Source organism: Oerskovia sp. NPDC056781 (assembly GCF_042789955.1).
Taxonomy (GTDB): Bacteria; Actinomycetota; Actinomycetes; order Actinomycetales; family Cellulomonadaceae; genus Oerskovia; species Oerskovia rustica.
This window is the reverse complement of record NZ_JBHUAD010000019.1, coordinates 1-18,057: the sequence shown is the minus strand read 5'-3', so window position 1 is coordinate 18,057 and position 18,057 is coordinate 1. Positions and strand designations below refer to the sequence as shown.

At 73.7% G+C, this 18,057-nt stretch carries 17 protein-coding genes; 10 read left to right on the top strand and 7 right to left on the bottom strand.

Annotation, left to right across the window (positions count from 1 at the left end):
- Positions 1–72: 72 nt before the first annotated feature.
- Positions 73–2,151, bottom strand: a complete 2,079-nt coding sequence (locus tag ACFRCR_RS03305) for a collagen binding domain-containing protein (protein ID WP_377675548.1) — start codon at positions 2,149–2,151, stop codon at positions 73–75.
- A 197-nt stretch (positions 2,152–2,348) separates the two neighbouring features.
- On the opposite strand from ACFRCR_RS03305, the gene ACFRCR_RS03300 reads away from it, so the two are divergent.
- On the top strand, positions 2,349–2,996 hold the full coding sequence (locus ACFRCR_RS03300; protein WP_377675547.1) for a hypothetical protein: 648 nt from the start codon (positions 2,349–2,351) through the stop codon (positions 2,994–2,996).
- Positions 2,997–3,158: 162 nt separating this feature from the next.
- Positions 3,159–3,386, top strand: a complete 228-nt coding sequence (locus tag ACFRCR_RS03295; RefSeq protein WP_377675545.1) for a hypothetical protein — start codon at positions 3,159–3,161, stop codon at positions 3,384–3,386.
- 22 nt (positions 3,387–3,408) lie between these two features.
- On the opposite strand, the gene ACFRCR_RS03290 is transcribed toward ACFRCR_RS03295, so the two are convergent.
- The gene (locus tag ACFRCR_RS03290; protein ID WP_191797117.1) at positions 3,409–4,314 is read right to left on the bottom strand and encodes a LysR family transcriptional regulator; all 906 of its coding nucleotides are present in this window, start codon (positions 4,312–4,314) and stop codon (positions 3,409–3,411) included.
- A gap of 195 nt (positions 4,315–4,509) precedes the next feature.
- Here ACFRCR_RS03290 and ACFRCR_RS03285 point away from each other — a divergent pair, with 195 nt between their 5' ends.
- On the top strand, positions 4,510–4,851 hold the full coding sequence (locus ACFRCR_RS03285; protein WP_191797115.1) for a hypothetical protein: 342 nt from the start codon (positions 4,510–4,512) through the stop codon (positions 4,849–4,851).
- Between the two features lie 7 nt (positions 4,852–4,858).
- Here the strand turns inward: ACFRCR_RS03285 and ACFRCR_RS03280 are convergent, their stop codons facing one another.
- Positions 4,859–6,052, bottom strand: coding sequence for an aminotransferase class I/II-fold pyridoxal phosphate-dependent enzyme (locus ACFRCR_RS03280; RefSeq protein WP_377675543.1), 1,194 nt, complete (start codon positions 6,050–6,052; stop codon positions 4,859–4,861).
- Between the two features lie 183 nt (positions 6,053–6,235).
- Here ACFRCR_RS03280 and ACFRCR_RS03275 point away from each other — a divergent pair, with 183 nt between their 5' ends.
- The gene (locus tag ACFRCR_RS03275) at positions 6,236–6,547 is read left to right on the top strand and encodes an STAS domain-containing protein (RefSeq protein WP_318244202.1); all 312 of its coding nucleotides are present in this window, start codon (positions 6,236–6,238) and stop codon (positions 6,545–6,547) included.
- 87 nt (positions 6,548–6,634) lie between these two features.
- On the top strand, positions 6,635–7,105 hold the full coding sequence (locus ACFRCR_RS03270; RefSeq protein ID WP_377675541.1) for an ATP-binding protein: 471 nt from the start codon (positions 6,635–6,637) through the stop codon (positions 7,103–7,105).
- A 48-nt stretch (positions 7,106–7,153) separates the two neighbouring features.
- Here the strand turns inward: ACFRCR_RS03270 and ACFRCR_RS03265 are convergent, their stop codons facing one another.
- Positions 7,154–9,457 carry a SpoIIE family protein phosphatase gene (locus ACFRCR_RS03265; protein WP_377675539.1) on the bottom strand — a complete coding sequence of 768 codons (2,304 nt, stop codon included), beginning with the start codon at positions 9,455–9,457 and terminating at the stop codon, positions 7,154–7,156.
- Positions 9,458–9,640: 183 nt separating this feature from the next.
- Here ACFRCR_RS03265 and ACFRCR_RS03260 point away from each other — a divergent pair, with 183 nt between their 5' ends.
- Together ACFRCR_RS03260 and ACFRCR_RS03255 are read left to right on the top strand one after the other, a co-directional pair.
- Positions 9,641–10,324: a DUF1992 domain-containing protein gene (locus tag ACFRCR_RS03260; protein WP_377675538.1), complete on the top strand. Its 684-nt coding sequence runs from the start codon at positions 9,641–9,643 to the stop codon at positions 10,322–10,324.
- A 51-nt stretch (positions 10,325–10,375) separates the two neighbouring features.
- The gene (locus tag ACFRCR_RS03255) at positions 10,376–11,608 is read left to right on the top strand and encodes an alpha/beta fold hydrolase (protein WP_377675537.1); all 1,233 of its coding nucleotides are present in this window, start codon (positions 10,376–10,378) and stop codon (positions 11,606–11,608) included.
- Here ACFRCR_RS03255 and ACFRCR_RS03250 read toward each other — a convergent pair.
- Positions 11,599–12,102, bottom strand: coding sequence for a low molecular weight protein-tyrosine-phosphatase (locus tag ACFRCR_RS03250; RefSeq protein WP_377675557.1), 504 nt, complete (start codon positions 12,100–12,102; stop codon positions 11,599–11,601). The two genes, ACFRCR_RS03255 and ACFRCR_RS03250, sit on opposite strands and share 10 nt — an antisense overlap.
- Positions 12,103–12,353: 251 nt before the next feature.
- Here ACFRCR_RS03250 and ACFRCR_RS03245 point away from each other — a divergent pair, with 251 nt between their 5' ends.
- Complete coding sequence (locus ACFRCR_RS03245; RefSeq protein ID WP_377675535.1) at positions 12,354–13,265, top strand: SDR family oxidoreductase; 912 nt, start codon at positions 12,354–12,356, stop codon at positions 13,263–13,265.
- A gap of 48 nt (positions 13,266–13,313) precedes the next feature.
- Positions 13,314–15,041 carry an MFS transporter gene (locus ACFRCR_RS03240; protein WP_377675534.1) on the top strand — a complete coding sequence of 576 codons (1,728 nt, stop codon included), beginning with the start codon at positions 13,314–13,316 and terminating at the stop codon, positions 15,039–15,041.
- Between the two features lie 483 nt (positions 15,042–15,524).
- Here ACFRCR_RS03240 and ACFRCR_RS03235 read toward each other — a convergent pair whose 3' ends face one another.
- Positions 15,525–16,346 (bottom strand): ubiquinone biosynthesis protein, encoded by an 822-nt coding sequence (locus ACFRCR_RS03235; protein WP_377675533.1) that lies wholly within the window; start codon positions 16,344–16,346, stop codon positions 15,525–15,527.
- A gap of 124 nt (positions 16,347–16,470) precedes the next feature.
- Between ACFRCR_RS03235 and ACFRCR_RS03230 the strand changes: the two genes are divergently transcribed.
- Positions 16,471–17,274 (top strand): hypothetical protein, encoded by an 804-nt coding sequence (locus ACFRCR_RS03230; RefSeq protein ID WP_377675532.1) that lies wholly within the window; start codon positions 16,471–16,473, stop codon positions 17,272–17,274.
- A gap of 6 nt (positions 17,275–17,280) precedes the next feature.
- Here ACFRCR_RS03230 and idi read toward each other — a convergent pair whose 3' ends face one another.
- Positions 17,281–17,880: an isopentenyl-diphosphate Delta-isomerase gene (gene idi / locus ACFRCR_RS03225; RefSeq protein ID WP_377675531.1), complete on the bottom strand. Its 600-nt coding sequence runs from the start codon at positions 17,878–17,880 to the stop codon at positions 17,281–17,283.
- Between the last annotated feature and the right edge of the window lie 177 nt (positions 17,881–18,057).

Genomic DNA, 18,057 nt, shown 5'->3' with positions numbered 1-18,057 from the left:
GAGCAGGCTACGTCCGGAAGGTCCCTTCCGCAGGCACGGGGTCTCGCCCGGGCGCCGGCCGTGGGAGCGTCGTCAGGCCCGACGGCGCAGCGCGCGTCCGCCGACCAGGGCGAGTCCCGCGGAGGTCAGGACCACGGCGACCGCGAGCGGGGCGCTCGGGTCGGCGCCCGAGCTCGCGAGACGTCCCGGGGTCACCGAGCCGGGTGTACCGGCCTCGGGCGCCGGTGCGCCGGGGGAGGAGCCCGGCGACGTGCCCGGGTTGCCCGGCTTCGTCGGGTCGACGGGGTCGACGGGATCCACGGGATCCACGGGGTCGACGGGCGCGGCCGCCTCGACCGCGAAGTCCTGGTCGAGGCGTGACTCGCCCGCGCTCGTGAGGGTCACTGCGCGCTCGGTCGGTCCCGCGCTCGTGAAACCGTCCGGGACCGCGAACGTGATCGTGTAGTCGCCCGGGCCCAGCCCGTCGACGAAGTAGGTCCCGTTCGCTCCGGTCGTGACAGGGACGTCGCCGCCGGGGCCGCTGACCAGGACGTTCGCCCCCGGTACCGGTGCGCCGTCGTCGGCGGTGACCGTGCCCCCGACCGCGCCCGGTCGCGTGAGCGCGAGGTCGATCCCGGCCACGTCCTGCGCTCCCAGCGTGACCACACGCGATCCCGGCCCGTCCACCGTGAACCCGGGCGGGGGAGCGACCGTGACCGTGTACTGACCGGCGGGGAGCAGGTCGAAGCGGTACGTACCGTCCCCAGCCGTGAGGGTGCTGCCCGTCGCGCCCCCGGGACCGGTGAAGGACACGACCGCCCCCGCGACACCCTGTCCGCCCGCCGTGACCGTACCGGACACCGACGGCAGGGGTGATGCCACGAAGCTCACGGTGCGCAGCGCCTCGTCCCCGGGGAGCACCTCGAACGACTGGCTGGGCTCGTCCACCGTGTACCCGGGCGGCGGTGTCACGGTCACGGTGTGCTGCCCGACCGCGACCTGGTCCACGAGGTAGGCCCCGTTCGAGTCGGTCACCGCCGTGACGGGCCCGCCCGGCCCCGTGATCGTGATCGTGGCGCCCGGGACGGGCGTCCCGTCCTCCGTGAGGACGGTGCCTGCGACCGGGACGGGAAGGACCGGCCGGACCGTGAAGTCGACCCCGGTCGCGTCGGTCACGGCGAGGTCCGCGGGCAGGGACAGCGGGCCGACGACGACGTACCCGGCCTGCCCCGCCGGGGCCGGTGGCGGGGTGACCTCGACGGCGTACCCGTCCGCCGCGGTGTAGCCGGTGAACGAGTACGTGCCGTCGGCTCCCGAGGTCGTGGTCGCGAGCCGGACGCCGTCCGTGGAGACGAGCGTGAGCGTCGCGCCGCTGATCGGACCCACGTCCTGGAGCGCGACCGTCCCGGTCACGTCCCGGGCGAGCGACGCGAACCACGTCTGGAAGACCGGGAACCCGGAGCGCTGCTGGAACAGGAGCGTCAGGCTCGTGACGGGCACCGTGGGCTCGAACCAGCCCGTCGCCCCCGACGTGTCCGTCGCCGTCGCGTTCCCCCGCAGCACGCCCGTCACGGGGTCCCACGTCGGGACGTCCGTGCCCGTGCAGGCCGGTCTCGGCGTGACGGCGCAGTAGTTGAACCCGCCCTGGTAGCCCAGCTCGGCCCCCGTCAGGAGGCGGCCGCCCTCTCCCCGGGCGACGACCGTCACCTGATCGGCGTCGATGTCGCCCAGCACGAAGGTCCACCCGCCGGCCGGGGTGGGACGCTCGAACGTGTAGGTCGTGGTCGACGGGGACGTGGGTGCGTCGGCCCGGGGGCGCAGGTTCAGGTAGTGCTGCCCCTGGCTCGACCCGTACTTCGCCCCGACCGGTGTCGCCGTGCTCAGCCACGAGCTGGCCCCCGACTGGACGCCCACCTGGCCGGCCCGCGAGTCCGACGTCATGGTCGCAGCCGGGAAGCCTTCTGCAGGCAGCCGCATCGTGGTCGTGTAGCTGCCGCCCGTCCCGGCGAGCGGGTCCCAGGCGGCCCAGCCGGCCGTGGTCGCCGCAGTCGCGGAGCCCGCGACGCCGACGCCGAGGAGCACGGCGAGAGCGAGGGCGAGGACGGCCCCGAGACGTCGGGGGGACGGTGTCGGCAGCGCCGGGGTCGCCCGGGGCGTCTGGGGTGCGCGCACCCCCACACCGTACGAGCGCACACGGGACGGCGCGCGGGGACGGTCAGGGGCGCACCTGCGAGCGGGCACAGGTCCGCGCCGGGACGCGAGCCCCCGGCAGCACGGGACGCAGGCCAAGGACGCTCCGGCCGCATAGGAGGTGGAAAACCGACGTGTGCTCCTGGCGAGCACGCCCGAGATCGACGGAGGTGCGCTCGGTGACGAACCTCGAGAATCGCCGCACGGGGTTCTTGCTGATAGCGGCCACGCTCGTGATGTTCGCGCTGCTCGCGATGCTCGAGGGCTGCGTCGGGGACGACCTCGGGAACGCGGCGGGTCCGGCCGACGGGTCGTCCGTGGCGGACGCCGCGGCCGCTTCCCCACCGCCCGAGGAGCTGGCCGTCACCACGGGAGAGACGATCGCCGTGGAGGACGTCGACAGGCTCCCGCCCGGCAAGCACGCCTTCGTCCTGCCCGACAAGACGCGGGTCGTCGTCACGAGCGACGAACCCCTGCCCGAGCGCGTCCGGGCCTGGGTGCAGGGGCAGGTGGACGGGACCGTGCAGGACCCGGGCGTCCCGGGGCAGATCACGACGAACCGCAGCCTGATCGTCGACACCGCGCAGGGGATCGCACGGAAGGTCGGTCTCCAGACCGGCAAGCAGATCGTCTTCGTCTACCCGCTCGTCGGGAGCTGCCCCGCGGGGACCGAACCCTTCCTCGGCTGGGCGCACACCTCGATCACGTTGTACGACGCGTTCGACTGCGACGTGCTGCCGACCAGGGAAGCAGCCGAGGAGCGGGTCGCCGCGACCGTCGCGGCTCAGAAGGACCCGGAGCGCTACCAGGTCTTCGTCCGTGAGTAGCGGCCACACGATCTCCACGACTCTCACCACGGTCCCGCCCACCTCCGAGGGCGCGCCTCCGTCGAGCCGCGCGCGGCGCGGGCAGGATGAGGTGCTCACCTCGTCGCACGTCCGCGTCGGGGGCCACCACGAGCGCCCGAGGGGGCTTCACCCAGCATGGACATGACGTCGCAGGACCAGCAGCCCCGCACGACCGCCTACGTTCCTCGGCACCTGGCCTCGCCGGCCTCGTCGGCCACGTCGGCCTCGTCGGCCGCGCCCGCCCGGGGCGCCGACCTGCCTGCGGACCCTCGGTCGATGCGCTGGGACCGGTCGGTGGGCACCCTCCACCGGGTCCTGGACGAGCTGTCGGTGCTCGACGACGGGAGCCTGTCGGTCGGGAGGCGCTGAGCGGTCTTCGGCCCCAGCCTGCTCAGCCCAGCTCGATCGCCGCGGCCGCCGCGACCATCTCGTCGATGACCGCGTTCACGACGGGTCGGGGTTCGTGCCGGGTGGCCCGGTGCCGCGCGACGAGACGTCGCGATCCGAGACCCGGGAGCGGGACGACCGTGACGCCGTCGGGCATCTCGCCCTGGACGGCGAGCGCGGGGAGCATCGCGACGCCCTGACCGGCCGCGACGAGCGCGAGGGCCACGTCGAAGTCGTAGTACGAGTGACGCGTGCGGAGCGTCGTGCCGAGCGTGCGCGAGAGGCGGCGCAGGGCGCGGGCGGCCGCCGTGCTCGGCTCGGGACCGAGCCAGACGGCGTCGCGCACGTCGTCGAGGCGCGCGGGCGTCGGGAACGTCGCGGGCACGACGACGCGCCACGGCTCGTCGAGCAGAGGGACCTCGCGCATACCGCGCGGCGCGGGGGAGTCCGCGTCCTCGTCGCGCTCCAGGAGGACGACGTCCAGGTCGCCGCTGCGCAGGAGCCGCAGTGCCTCCGCGGGCTCGAGCTCCTGGACGTCGAGCTCGACGCCGGGGTAGCGCGACTCGAGCGACGCGAACGTGGGTCCGACGACCGCGCGGATCGCCGTCTGGAACGAACCGACCGACACCGTCCCCGTCATCTCCTCGCTCATCGCGACGATGGCCTTGCGGGCCTCGACCATCTCGGACTCGATGCGTTCGGCGGCCTCGGCGAGGATGCGACCTGCGGGCGTCAGGGTCACGCCACGGGGCCCGCGGTCGAGGACCTGGACCTTCTCCTCGGCCTCCAGACGCGCTATTTGCTGAGACACGGCAGAGGGCGTCACGTGCAGCAGGTCGGCTGCCGCCAGGACACCTCCGGCCCGGTGCACGGCAAGCAGGAAACCAAGTCTTCGTGGGTCCGTGGCCATGTAGAGATGCTAAACGGCCACGTCAGAGTTCTTCAATTGTGCTGAATGATTTTCAGGGTCACACTTGTCACGTGGCGCCGGCTGGTCCTCCTCAAAAGGGGCTGGCGCCCACAATCCACCTGGTCGCTGCAGCGTCGCAGCCCCCACCAGGACCCCCCTCCCCGATCCCTTCGTGACCCCTGCCCGGAGACCGCCATGTCCGCTTCCCCCGCCCTCGTCGACCTGGTCGTGACCCCGCTCGGATGGATCGGCGCGATCGCGGCCGTCACGGCGTACGCGATGGTCACACGAGGCCGCTGGTCGGGGGACTCGTTGCGGTTCCAGCTCACGAACTTCGTGGGCGCGGGCCTCATGTGCCTGGTCGCCGCGGTCAACGGCGTGTGGCCCTCGGCCGTCGCGAACGTGGTCTGGATCGTCATCGGCGGTCAGGCCATCGTGGTGCTCGTCAAGGCCCGACGCCGCCGCGCGACCGAGGCCGTGGTCGTCCCTCTCGAGGTGCCCGCCGCCCACGCGCGCGCCGTCGACCTGGCGGCCTGACCGTTCCTCACACCCGCCGGTAGCCCGCCGCCCGCCACGCGACGATCCGGTCCACGGCCTCGGCCACGACCTCCGGTGCGGCGGCGAACGACAACCGGACCCACTCGTGGCCGCGCACGCCGTCGAAGTCCGTCCCCGGGGTGAGCGCCACCCCCGTGTCGGCCAGGAGCCGCTCGCACCACGTGACCGAGTCCAGCCCCGACTCCGCGACGTTCGCATAGACGTAGAACGCGCCGTCCGCCGGGGCGACCGGGTCCCAGCCCAGGTCGTCGAGCCGGTCGAGCACGAGCGCGCGCGAGTCCGCGTACCGGGCGACGTTCGCCAGCGCGGCCGCATACCCCTCGGGGGACAGGGCCGCGACGCCCGCGTGCTGCGCGAGCGCGGGCGGGCTCAGCGCGATGTTGCCCGCGAGCGCGCCGACCGGGGCCACGAGGTCCTCGGGCAGCACGAGCCACCCGAGCCGCCACCCGGTCATGGCCCAGTACTTGGAGAACGAGTTCACGACGACCGCACCGCCGTCGAGGAACTGCGCCGCGGTCGCCGTCTCCCCGGCCTCCGACGCGGGGTCGGCGTAGACGATGCCGTGGTAGATCTCGTCGCTGATCAGGCGCACGTCGTGGTCGGTGCACCAGTCCGCGAGCTCGGCGAGGTCGGCCGGCGGGATCATCGTCCCGGTCGGGTTCGCCGGGCTGGCGACGACGAGCCCGTCGAGGCCGCCCCCGTAGTACGCCTCCATGAGCTGGGAGACGGTGGGTTGGTAGCGGGTCTCGGGGCCGCAGTCGAGCTCGACGACCTCGCACCCCAGGGCCGCGAGGATGTTCCGGTACGCGGGGTACCCGGGGCGGGCCAGCGCGACGCGGTCCCCGACGTCGAACGCGGCGAGGAACGCGAGCATGAAGCCGCCCGACGACCCCGTGGTCACCGCGACGCGCGACGGGTCGACGTGCACGCCGTAGGTACGCCCGTAGTGCTCGGCGATCGCCTGGCGCAGCGCGGGCACGCCCAGCGCCTCGGTGTAGCCGAGGTCCCCCGCCTCGAGCAGCTCGATCGCCCGGCGCCGCACGACGTCGGACGCCCCCGTCGCGGGTTCCCCGGCGCACAGGTTGAGGACCGACTCGCCCGCGTCGCGGCGCGCGTTGGCCGCGGCGAGGACCTCCATGACGGCGAACGGGGGGACGTGCGACCTGCGCGAGACCTTCATGAGGCCATCATGCCCGTCGTTCCGCGGCTCGTGGGCCCCGACGAGCACCGGGTGAACTGTGCAGGTCCGGTGACGGAGCGAGTCCTGGAAGGAAACCGCGTCGGAAGTTCCGTAACCTGGCACGGTCCCGGTCGTCCAGCGCCCGAGGACGACGTCCCACAGGTCACGATCGAGAGGCGAGCAGTGCCGGAGCACACGACGCAAGGGGGAGTCCGCATCGACGACTCCGGACCTCGATGGACGATGTGGGGAGAGGTCGACGCCGCGGTCCAGGACCGTTCCGAGGGCGACCTCGTCCGCTCGCTCGAGCGCGCCGACGGCCCCGTGACGATCGACCTGTCCGACGTCACGTTCATGGACTCGGGCGGCCTACGGCTGCTGTACCTGTCTCTCCTGGCGGGTGGCGAGGCCCCGGTCCTGGTCGGTGTCCCCGAGCGCATCAAGGACCTGCTCGAGATCAGCGGCGTCCTGACCCAGTTCACGCTCGTCGACTGACCTTTCCCGGCGCCGCGGCCACCATCCCCGGCCGCGTCGTCGCACCTGTCCCACCGCACACCCCACCGGACCCATCGGAGGAACCTCTTGGACACCTCGATCGCCTCGTCCCGTCCGCCCGAGAACTTCCACGTGGTCCGCGTCTGGCAGCTCGACTCGATCGACGAGCTCTCGACTCTGCGCACCTCGCTCCACCTCGAGCTGACGGGGCGCCCTCTCGCTCCCGACGGGGCCCTCGCCGAGGTCCCCGAGAAGATCGTGCTCGTCGCGAGCGAGCTCGCGACCAACGCGCTGCGCCACGGGCGCCCGCCGACGACGGTCCAGCTCCTGACCGACGGCGAGGAGTACATCGTCGACGTGATCGACCAGGACACGAGCCGCGCACCCGTGGTCGCGGCGCCCCGCCTGCCGGGAGACGGCGGCTTCGGGCTCGTGCTCGCGCAGCGGATCGCCCTGGACGTGGGCTGGTTCGTCGCGGACGGCAAGCACGTCTGGGCCCGCCTCGGCGTGCCACGCGAGGCGGTGGGGGCTCCCACACCTGCCGCGGCGGTCCCCTGACCGCTCGCTCCCGCTGAGGGCCGGTCTGCGCGGTGCGCAGGTCGGCCCTCAGTCGTCCCCGGCCTCGCCCGCTGCCTCGCCCTCTGCCCGACGACGCAGCACCAGCAGCGTCGCGTCGTCCTCCGACGCGGGGTCCCGGGTCGCGCGCAGCACGGCGTCGACGTCGCCCACGTGCTGGGCGAAGGTCCCGGCGAGCCGGCGCAGGCCCACCTTGAGCGACTCGTCGCGGCGCTCGAAGAGCCCGTCGCTGTAGAGCACGAGGGCGCCGCCGGGCGCGATCGACGTGGTCCCGGCCTCGAACCGCAGCGCTCCCAGCCCGAGCGGCGGACCGCCCAGCAGGCGGCCCCACACGACGCCCTCGCCCGGCACGAGGAAGAAGGGCGGCGGATGTCCTGCCGTCACGTACTCGACCGAGCCCTCGTCGAGGTCGACGACCGCGACGACGAGCGTCGCGATCTGCCCCGGCATGGTCCATCGCACCGTCTCGGCGAGCTGCTCGACGGCGCCGCGCGCGCTCCCGGCCTGCACGAGGGCTGCGCGCAGCGCGTTGCGGAGCTGCCCCATCGAGGCGGCGGCCTGGAGCCCGTGGCCCGTGACGTCCCCGACGACGAGGCCGAGCGCCCCCGAGGGGAGGCGCAGCGCGTCGTACCAGTCCCCGCCGACGAACCCGCCGCCGGCCGGCTCGTAGCGTGCCGTCACGGTCCAGCCCGGCGTGTCGGGCAGGGACGCCGGGAGCAGGCTCCGCTGGAGGGCCTCGGCAGCGCGCACGTCCCGGCGCCCGGCCAGGTAGAGCGCCTCGACGAGGTGGCTGCGCAGGGCTCCGGCGGTCTCGACGGCATCCTCCGTCCAGGGTTCGCTGTGCCCGCTCACGACCTCCCGCCAGCGTTCGAACGACTTGCGGGGGCTGAGCCGGACCGTGTCGCCCTCGCTGCGCGCGATGGCCTTGTTGTGGGGGTCGCCGCCCCAGTCGACGCTGCGCAGCACCTCGTCGCGCAGCCACAGGACGACCTGGCCGTCGTTGAGGTGCACGCCCAGCACGCCCGCGACGTCGGGCAGCCGCTCCGCGAGGTCCGGGGCGGCCACGCGCAGCGAGTCGATCGCGACGACCTCGTCGTCCGCGGCCGAGAGACGGTCAGCGAACCAGTCGGCGAGCAGGGCTGTCCCCGCGTCGTCGGGCACGTGCCCCAGCGAGGCCGCGCGGCCCTCCGCGACGACCACGGCCCCGTCGGCGCCCACGAGGTCGAGCAGGCGGGCGTCCGCCGTGAGGGCCTCGACGAGCGCCGTGTCCTGGTCGCGACTGTCGGCGACGAGGCCCGCGAGCAGGCGCGACGACACGCGGGACGCGGCCAGGCGGTCCTCCTCGCTCTGCGCGACGAGCAGCACCGACAGCGCGGCGCCCAGGAACTCCGCGGCCGCGCGCACCGCGTACGGCGGGTGGTGCGGTCCCGAGTAGTGGTGGCACGCGATGAGGCCCCAGAGCTTCCCGTCGCGCAGCAGCGAGATCGACATCGACGCACCCACGCCCATGTTCGCGAGGTACTCGAGGTGGATCGGGGAGACGCTGCGCAGCGTCGAGTACGTGAGGTCGAGCGGCTGCCCCGTGGTCGGGAGGTCGGTCGGGACGACGTCGCACGGCACGTAGCCCACGTCGTCGATCAGCCGGATCCAGTTCTTCTCGTACAGCGCGCGGGCCTGGCGCGGGATGTCGGTCGCGGGGTAGTGCAGTCCGTAGAACGAGTTGAGGTCCTCGCGCTTGGCCTCGGCGACGACCTCGCCGTTGTGGTCTGCGTCGAAGCGGTAGATCATCACACGGTCGAAGCCCGTCAGGTGCCGCACGTGCTCCGCCGCGGTCCCGAACAGCGCGGGCAGCGTCCCGGCCCGATCGAGGTCCGCGAGCGCCGCGCGCACGGCCTGGTACGTGTTGGGGAAGCTGAGGGGTCGCACGACCGCCGGCTCGAGCTCGATCACGACGACGCGCTCGGCGTCGGCCGGCAGCGGCGGGCGGTGCAGGATCGCGTCGGTCGCGACGTCGTGGGTGTCCCCGGTGCGGATCTCGACGGGGTTGTGCGGTGCCAGGTCGGGATGCTGCGCGACGTGCGTGAGGAGCCTCGTGCCGTCGTCGGTGCCCAGGACCTCGGACAGGTGGGCACCGAGCACGTCCTCGGTGCTGCGCCCCAGGACCTCGTGCACGCTGGTCGAGCACTGCACCACGTGCCCGTCGGACTCCCGCACCACGAGGAGCGCCCCGCGTGGCTGGATGCGTCCGGGGATGTGGATGGGCTCGCGCGCGCAGTTCTCGAGGTCGATCGTCTCGGCCGGGCTGAGAAGCTCCTCGTCCGTGCTCTGGGTCATGTGCAGCTCCCCTCCCGCAGGATGCGGGCCGTTCATGGCAGCGCGCTGCCGACAAGTCCCGGCTGCTTCTTCACCGATGACGAGCACACCCGGTCGGAAATGGCCGGGCGGCCCAGCGTACCCCGCCCGTGATCGGCGAGGATGGGGGCAGCACCCGTCCAGCGCCGACCGTGGGAGGACCCGATGACCGAGGACGACCCGGTGCGCCGGGCCGCGCAGTACCGCGTGGACCGCGAGGCCGCGCGAGAGGCTGCCGAGGCTGCCGAGGCTGCCGCCGGCGAGGGCGCCGCCGAGGGTGACGGCCCCGCGCGCCCACGGCTCCCGCTCGAGAACCGCGGCCAGTGGGTCGACGAGCTGGTCCGCCAGGCCATGGCCCGCGGCGAGTTCGACGACCTGCCGCTCGCGGGCAAGCCCATCCCTGGCCTGGGCGCGCGGCACGACCCCGACTGGTGGCTCAAGAACCTCGTCGAGCGCGAGCAGATCACGGGCATCCTGCCGCCGGCACAGCTGCGGGCCGACGACGCCCGGTTGCGCGACGAGCTCGACCGCCAGTTCTCCGAGGAGTCGGTACGGGAGGTGCTCGCGGAGTTCAACGCACGCGTGGTCGACGCGCGGCGCCAGCTCCTGGGCGGCCCGCCCGTGGTCACGCCCCTGCGGGACGTCGAGGAGGAGGTGTCGCTCTGGCGCGAACGGCGGGTGGCCCGCACCGCTGCGTCGTCCTCCAGCCCGACGGCGCCGCGCCCCTCCCGGGACGACTCGCCCCGGGACCGCTCGCCCCGGGCGGGCGACGGCTCGGGCGCGACGGGCGCGCGACGGTGGTGGCGCCGTCGGCGGGGCGGACCGGCGGACGGCACCGAGGCGACCTGACTCACCCCCTCCCGGCGAGCGCTCCCACGCACCGGCTCCTACCCTCGGGACATGCCCGCCCCCACCGCCCCGACCGCCGAGCCGACGGGCTGGGTGCCCGACGTCCTCGACGGGTTCGAGCAGCTCACCCTGCCCCTCGACCCCGACGACGAGGGCGAGGTCGTCGCGACGCTGGTGCGCCGCCGTCGGGACGACGAGGGTGGCACGGCCGGCGACACGCTCCACGGAGGAGCGCGCCCCGCGGGCGTGCGCGACCGCGGGATCGACGTCCTGTACGTGCACGGCTGGTCCGACTACTTCTTCCAGACCGGGCTCGCGGACTTCTGGGAGGCCCAGGGCGCGCGGTTCTTCGCGCTCGACCTGCGCAAGTACGGCCGCAGCCTGCGCCCGGGCCAGACCCCCGGGTTCGTCACGAGCCTCGCGACGTACGACGAGGACATCGAGGCCGCGCTCGCCGCGATGGGGCACGGCGTGCTGACCGCCGACCCGGTGATGCGCGAGCGCGGCCTGGTCCTCATGGGCCACTCCACGGGCGGGCTCACGCTGAGCCTGTGGACCGCACGCAACCACGACCGTGTCGCGGGGCTCGTCCTCAACAGCCCGTGGCTCGAGTTCCAGGCGCGCGACATCGGGCGCAAGGTGCTCGCCCCCGCGATCGCGCTCCAGGCGCGGCTCGACCCGCGCGTCCCCCTGCCCCAGGTCGACCTCGGCTTCTACACGCGCTCGGTGTCCAGGACGCTCGACGGCGAGTGGGACTACGACCTCGCGTGGCGTCCCGTGCGCGGGTTCGTCGTGCACGGAGGGTGGCTCAACGCGGTCCTGCACGGGCAGGCGGCGGTCGAGCTGGGGCTCGGGATCACCGTGCCCGTCCTCGTGCTGCTGTCCACGAGCAGCACGCTCCTGCCCCGCTGGACCCCCGAGATGATGCACAGCGACACGGCCCTCGACGTCGTCGGGATCGCGCGGCGGTCGACCGACCTCGGGAGCCTCGTCGTTCTCGCCCGCATCGAGGGGGCTCTGCACGACGTCGTGCTCTCGGCCGCCCCCGCGCGGGCCGCGGCCTACGAGCAGATCGCGACGTGGGTGCACGGGTACGTGCCCGAGCCGGAGCCCGCGCAGGAGCCCGGGGCGGACGAGTCGGGGACCGAGGCCACCGGGGTCGGTGCGTGGGCGCCGGTGCGGTGGGCACGCTCGGCGGCGGGGGCCGTGGGCGCGAGCGTGCGCGGGTGGGCCGCCCGGGCGCGGGAGCCGCGCGGCTCCCGCGCGCGGAGGCCTCAGGCCTGACGTCGCGCGAGCTCCGCGCGCACGAACTCGACCACGCCGTCCGCGGCGGCCTCGACCTGCGCCAGGCAGTCCTCGAAGTCCTGCATGCCGCCGTACCAGGGGTCGTCGATGTCGAGCAGGTGCTCGTCGCGCTCGGCCCTCTCCCGCGGGACGACGGGCGCCGCCGGGTCGAACGTCCGGTACATGCGCACGTTCCCGTCGCCGTGCATCCGGCGCAGGGCGCGCGCGTGCTGGGACGTCATCGGCAGCACCAGGTCGCGGGACACGAGGTCGCTCGCGCGGACCTGGCGGGCGTGGTGGCCGTCACCCGTGTCGTACCCGTGCTCGGCCAGGACGCGCCTCGCCCGGCGGTCCACCGGGTTGCCGTGCTCCTCCGCGCTGATGCCCGTCGAGTCCACGACCACGCGCCCGCCCAGCCCCGCGGCCTCGAACCGGTCGCGCAGCACGATCTCCGCCATGGGTGAGCGGCAGATGTTGCCCGTGCAGACCGTCATCACGCGGTAGGGGCCGTGGCCGGGGTCGGGGGTCGCGTCGTGGGGAGTGGTCGTCACGAGACCAGTCTGCCCGAGCCGTGCGCCGGACCCCTCCGGCGCGACGGGACGGTGGTCCCGCGCCGGACGGGGGTCCCGCACGAGACGGGTGGATGGACCGGCGCCCGGGAGACCCGTCTCGGACGCACCGACCCGTCTCGCCGCCGCCGCCCCGCCGTCGGGCACTTCCCGCGCGCCCGGCCTACCGTGGACGCATGACCATCAGGACGGACTCGGGGATCGTCGCGGTGACCGGCGCGAGCGGGCAGCTCGGATCGAAGCTCGCGCTGCGGCTCGCGGCCGAGGGGGCCGCCCAGCGCCTCGTCGTGCGGGACGCCTCCCGGACGCCGCGCCTGCCCGACGGCGACCCCTTGCCCGACTCCGAGGTCGCGGTCACCGCCGGGTACACCGACACCGAGCGCATGGTCCGCGCCTTCCGCGGCGCGCGCTCGGTCTTCCTGGTGTCGGCGCGCGAGGCTCCTGACCGGGTCGCCGAGCACCGGGCCGCCGTGGACGCGGCCGTCGCTGCGGGCGTCGAGCGCATCGTCTACGTGTCGTTCGTGGGCGCGGCCCCCGAGGCCACGTTCACGTTCGCGCGCGACCACTGGCACACCGAGGAGTACATCAAGGGGACCGGTCTGAAGTACACGTTCCTGCGCGACAACCTCTACCACCAAGGTCTCGTCCACATGGTCGGGGACGACGGCGTCATCCGCGGCCCGGGCGGCGACGGGCGGCTCGCGTCGGTGTCGCACGACGACATCGCCGACGTCGCGACCGCGATCCTCCTCGACGAGCGCCCCCAGGTGCACGACGGGAAGACGTACGACGTGACCGGCCCCGAGGCGCTGACCCTCACCGAGGTCGCGAGCGTGCTCTCCGGCGTCACGGGCCGCACCATCACGTACCACCCGGAGACGGTCGAGGAGGCGTACGCGTCGCGCGCCGTCTACGCCGCGCCGCCGTTCGAGGTCGACGGCTGGGTCTCGTCCTACACCGCGATCGCGGCGGGCGAGCTGGCCGGGGTGAGCGACGTCGTCGAACGTTTCGCCGGGCGGCCCGCCCAGGGCTTCGCCGAGTGGCTCGACGACTATCCCGAGGAGTGGGACCGCCTTCTCCCTGCCTGACCGCCCGGCCAGGGCTGCGCACCGCAGCACCGCTTCGAAGGAGCGTCCATGAGCACGCAGTCGGACGAGACGGGCCAGCCCCCTTCCCCGCACGCCGCGCAGGGCCCCGTCGCCCCGGACCACCGGTGGGCCGGGCTGTTCGTCCTCGCCACGGCGCTGTCGATGATCGTGCTCGACGGGACGATCGTCGGCGTCGCGCTGCCGACGATCATCGAGGACCTGCACCTCGACCTGGGCGACGCGCAGTGGGTCAACGCGTCCTACTCGGTCGTGTTCGCGGCGCTCCTGCTCACCGCGGGGCGCCTGGGTGACCGCCTGGGGCGGCGGAACCTGCTGCTCGGGGGAGTCGTGGTCTTCCTCGCCGGGAGCCTCCTCGCGTCGCAGGCCGAGGACGCCGGGACCCTCGTCGTGGCGCGCCTGATCCAGGGCGTCGGTGGCGCGTTCGTGCTGCCCGCGACGCTGTCCACGGTCAACGCGACGTTCCGCGGCAAGGACAGGGCCGTGGCGTTCGGCATCTGGGGAGCCGTGATCTCCGGCATGGCCGCGGTCGGGCCGCTCCTCGGCGGGTGGCTCACGACGTCCTTCACGTGGCCGTGGATCTTCCTCGTGAACCTCCCGATCGGGGTCGCGGTCGTCGTCGGCGCGCTGCTCGTCGTCCCCGAGACCCGCGCGCACATCACCGTGCCGGGGCTCGACGTCGTCGGGCTGCTCCTGAGCGCTCTCGGGTTCGGTGCGGTCGTGTTCGCGCTCATCGAGGGGCAGTCGCTCGGGTGGTGGGCGCCCAAGGCCGACCTCAAGGTCTTCGGCATGACCTGGGGTACCGGCGCGCCCGTCTCGCCCGTCCCGGTCATCGGCGCGATCGGCGTGCTGCTCCTGGTGCTGTTCGCGTTCTGGGAGCGTCACAGGGCGCGGATCGCCCGCTCGGCCCTGCTCGACCTCACGCTCTTCCGCGTCGCGACGTTCCGCTGGGGCAACCTCACCGCGATGCTCGTCGCGATCGGCGAGTTCGGCCTGATCTTCGTGCTGCCGCTGTACCTCCAGAACGTGCTGGGCCTCTCGAGCCTGGGCGCCGGCGTCGTGCTTGCCACCATGGCCGCGGGCGCATTCTTCTCGGGAGCGATGGCCCGGCACCTCGCGGCCGCGATCGGGTCGCCGCGCACGATCGTCCTGGGGCTGGTCCTGGAGGTCGTGGGCGTGCTCGCGGTCGCGCTCGTCGTGACCCCGACCGTCTCGTCGTGGCTCGTCGCCGTCCTGCTCGTGGTCTACGGCCTGGGGCTGGGGCTCGCGTCCGCGCAGCTCACGGGCACGACGCTCGTCGACGTCCCCGAGGAGGAGTCCGGCCAGGCGTCCGCGACCCAGTCGACGTCGCGCCAGCTCGGCTCGGCGCTCGGCACGGCCTTCATCGGGGCGGCCCTCGCGATCGGCCTCACGACCGCTGTCCCGCCCGCGCTGGACGGGGTCGACGGCGTCTCGCCCGCCGTCGCGTCGCAGGTCGCCGACGCGACGGCCCAGTCGGCGGGCGGCACGATCCCGCAGCTGCGCGCGCAGGGCACCCGGAGCCAGTTCGGGGAGACGACGCCCGACGTCGTCGACGCGCTCTCCGACGGGTTCAGCGACGCCACACGCATCTCCTTGTACGTCGCCGGGGGCTTCCTGCTCCTGGGCCTGGTGTGCTCGACGCGGGTCGTCGCGGCCTCCCGGCGAGAGGGCGTGGACCAGGGCGACCGGTCGCACGCCGAGGGTGCCGCTGGCGCCGCTGGTGACCGCCGAAGGTGACGCGCCGGCCGCCGAAGGTGACCGATCTGGCGGCCGAGGGTGACGCGCCGGGCCGCCGAAGGTGACGCGCGAAGGTGCCGAGGGTGACGTGCCGAGGTGTCGACGGTGACGGGTCCGAACCTGTCGAGAAAAACCCTGGCGACCCGACGGACGGCAGGCGTAGCGTCGTCCGTACATGGGAAAGGAGGTGGTCCACGAAGTGAAGAATCTTCGGACACATGAGGTGGTTGCACGCTAGTCGTGCCATCGAGCAACGGACCTTGCGAGGAACCCGCGGCCGACAGGTGACCGTCACGTCACCCACGACCGGCGAGAACCGAGCAACCACCGGAGCCCGCGGGAGTCGTGCCCTTGTCCAGCGCGACAGGTGGAGAGATCCACCGGCCCGCGGGCTTCTTCACGCCTGCTCGACGCACCGTCTCCGGCGGGAGACTCTCGGTCCAGCACGTCTCCCTCGGCGGGCGTGACCGTCACCCCCGGCGGTCAGAACGGCCTGCGCGCCACCACGAGGAACCGCGGGGCCTCGTCCACGAAGTCGTTGCCGGCCGCGAAGTGCATGTGCAGCGCGCGCAGCGGCGCCTCGTACCTCCCGATCGCCTCGGACGACAGGCTCGCGATCTCCGGGACCTGCCACGCGATGACCTTGAGGTACCAGAGCAGCGAGCTCAGGTCGTGGAAGTGCCGGGTCCCGACGTGCTCGCGCGCCACGTCGATCACGAAGCCGGCCTCGGCCAGGTCGGCGACCGCGCCCTCGAGCGTCACGTCGTCCGGGTCCCAGGGGAGCTGTGCGCCGAGCGCGGTGTTGACCCGGATGCCGTCCCGGGAGTCGACCTGCTGCGTGATGAACACGCCTCCCGGTTCCAGGACGCGCAGGACCTCGGACGGCTCGAACTCCTCGTGCCGGTCGAGCACGACCGCGAACCGACCGTCGAGGAACGGCAGCATGAGCCCCTCGCCCTTGCTGCTCCCCACCTGTCGGACGTCCACGCCCAGAGGTTCGAGGCGCCGTCGGGCCACGGGGACGTTCGGGGGCCAGCCCTCCGTCGCGGCCGAACCCTCCGGCAAGGGCGCGAGCGAGCCGAACGCCTCGCCACCGCCTGTCCCCAGGTCCAGGACCGGACCTCGACCGCTGCCGACGAGCTCGCGCGCGAGCACCAGGTAGTCCCAGGGCAGGGGGTCCTCGATGCAGCGGTCGTCGATCGGGGACAGGTCGAAGCCCACGACCGGGGTCGCCCGGGCCCACTCGACGTGCGCCTCGAACGGGGCGGCGCGGTCGGGGACGGGCAGGACTCCGGCTTCAGACATGCGTCGATTGTCCCCCGGCGCAGCGTGCTCGGTCGAAACGGCACGCCCGCCCCACGACGACCCGCACCGTGCCGCGGTCCAGGGCGGATGCCCATGGCACGGGACGTGACAAAGCGGTATTTTCGTGCGCCGGCACCACGCCACGCCACCACCCGACACGAGGATTCCCCTGAGCACCGCACCGCACCCCCTCAGCGACCGCGCGACCCGCAAGGTCCGTGCCGTCGCCGACCAGCACCGGAGCACGCTCGGCGAGCTCCGGCACGTCGAGTCCTGCACGCTCTCGGCGCGCGCGATCGGTACCGTGGCGGGAGTCTTCTCCCTGCTCGTCGCGGTCGTGGCGTTCAACGGGCGCGTCGTCGAGGTGATCGGATTCGCCCTCGCGATGGGCCTGGTCCTGGCCGTGGTCCTGCGGTTCGTCGCGAGCGAGAAGCTCCTCGTGCTCGAACGTGGCCTCGTCGTGGGCTCGTTCGGCCCGTTCATGGCGCCCAATGCCGTGCCGTACGCGGACGTCGTCGTGCCGAGCGTCTCGGCGATCGTCGGGACCCAGCGTCCGGTGACGCTGCTCAAGGCCGACCAGGGAGCGTCGGCGACCAACCGGACGGCCCTGTGGTCGTTGCGGTCCGTGACGTTCGTCGGGCCGACAGCGGAGGACTCCCGAGCGTTCACCCGGACCGGGACGTGGCAGCCCCGGCCCGAGAAGCAGGACCTGTGGGTGTTCTCGGTGCGGGGCGCGCGGCGCCAGGAGATCCTGGTGCGTGAGCTCGCCGCGGCGCTGCACCGGTCGGGTCAGCCGGGTGCCGAGCTCGTCCTGCCGCACGCCCTGCCGGCGCGTCGGCTGCGCGTGAGCGTCGCCGACGCCGACCACCTGCACCTGCCCGAGAAGCTGCGCTCGACGAGCGTCCAGGTCCGCTCCCGGGTCGGCTGAACCCGCTCAGCCCAGAGCCGCGGCGACCTGTGTCAGCAGGGGCGAGACGGCGCCGTCGGTCCCGCTCGCCGCGTCGCGCAGCGCCGCGACCTGCAGGACCATCCACGGGCTGAACGCCCACGGCGTCGCGTCGACCGCGCTCCCCAGCGCACCCGGCGCGGCCCACTCGAGCTCGGCGACCTCGTCCGGGTTGGCCGTCACGTCGCTCGCGGCGCGCGCGACGTACACGGGGCAGATCTCGTTCTCGACCACGCCCGACGCGTCCACGGCCCGGTACCGGAACCCCGGCACGGCGACCTCGAGACCCTCGATCCGCAGGCCCAGCTCGTGCGCGGCGTGCCGCGTGATGGACTCGTCGGTCGTCTCCGTCCAGCGCGGGTGCCCGCAGAACGAGTTGGTCCACACGCCCGGCCACGTGCGCTTCGACAGGGCGCGACGCGTCACGAGGAGGCGACCTGCGCCGTCGAGCACGTAGCAGGAGAATGCGAGGTGCAACGGCGTCTCGGTGGTGTGGACGTCGCTGCGCGCGAAGGTCCCGGTCCGGTTCCCCTCGGCGTCGACGGTCACGACGTGGTCGGCGGCGACGGGCACGTGCACGTCGGTCATGGCTCCTCCAGGGTCCTGCGGTGCTGTCGGGGGGTGCACCGGTCGCAGGACCGGTGCGAGCAGCACGGGCGCGGGCGCGCCCGGGGCATCCGGCCCACTGTCACACACCGGGGGAGAGGAAGGAAGTCCGTCCGTCAGGTGTTCCTTCGGGCCCGACGGCGCAGGGTCGCCCTGCGC

Coding starts and splice junctions, on each gene's coding strand:
- ACFRCR_RS03295 (WP_377675545.1), top strand. CDS start 3,159: ATGACGTCGCAGGACCAGCAGCCCCGCACGACCGCCTACGTTCCTCGG.
- ACFRCR_RS03290 (WP_191797117.1), bottom strand. CDS start 4,314: ATGGCCACGGACCCACGAAGACTTGGTTTCCTGCTTGCCGTGCACCGG.
- ACFRCR_RS03285 (WP_191797115.1), top strand. CDS start 4,510: ATGTCCGCTTCCCCCGCCCTCGTCGACCTGGTCGTGACCCCGCTCGGA.
- ACFRCR_RS03280 (WP_377675543.1), bottom strand. CDS start 6,052: ATGAAGGTCTCGCGCAGGTCGCACGTCCCCCCGTTCGCCGTCATGGAG.
- ACFRCR_RS03265 (WP_377675539.1), bottom strand. CDS start 9,457: ATGACCCAGAGCACGGACGAGGAGCTTCTCAGCCCGGCCGAGACGATC.
- ACFRCR_RS03260 (WP_377675538.1), top strand. CDS start 9,641: ATGACCGAGGACGACCCGGTGCGCCGGGCCGCGCAGTACCGCGTGGAC.
- ACFRCR_RS03255 (WP_377675537.1), top strand. CDS start 10,376: ATGCCCGCCCCCACCGCCCCGACCGCCGAGCCGACGGGCTGGGTGCCC.
- ACFRCR_RS03250 (WP_377675557.1), bottom strand. CDS start 12,102: ATGACGGTCTGCACGGGCAACATCTGCCGCTCACCCATGGCGGAGATC.
- ACFRCR_RS03245 (WP_377675535.1), top strand. CDS start 12,354: ATGACCATCAGGACGGACTCGGGGATCGTCGCGGTGACCGGCGCGAGC.
- ACFRCR_RS03240 (WP_377675534.1), top strand. CDS start 13,314: ATGAGCACGCAGTCGGACGAGACGGGCCAGCCCCCTTCCCCGCACGCC.
- ACFRCR_RS03235 (WP_377675533.1), bottom strand. CDS start 16,346: ATGTCTGAAGCCGGAGTCCTGCCCGTCCCCGACCGCGCCGCCCCGTTC.
- idi (WP_377675531.1), bottom strand. CDS start 17,880: ATGACCGACGTGCACGTGCCCGTCGCCGCCGACCACGTCGTGACCGTC.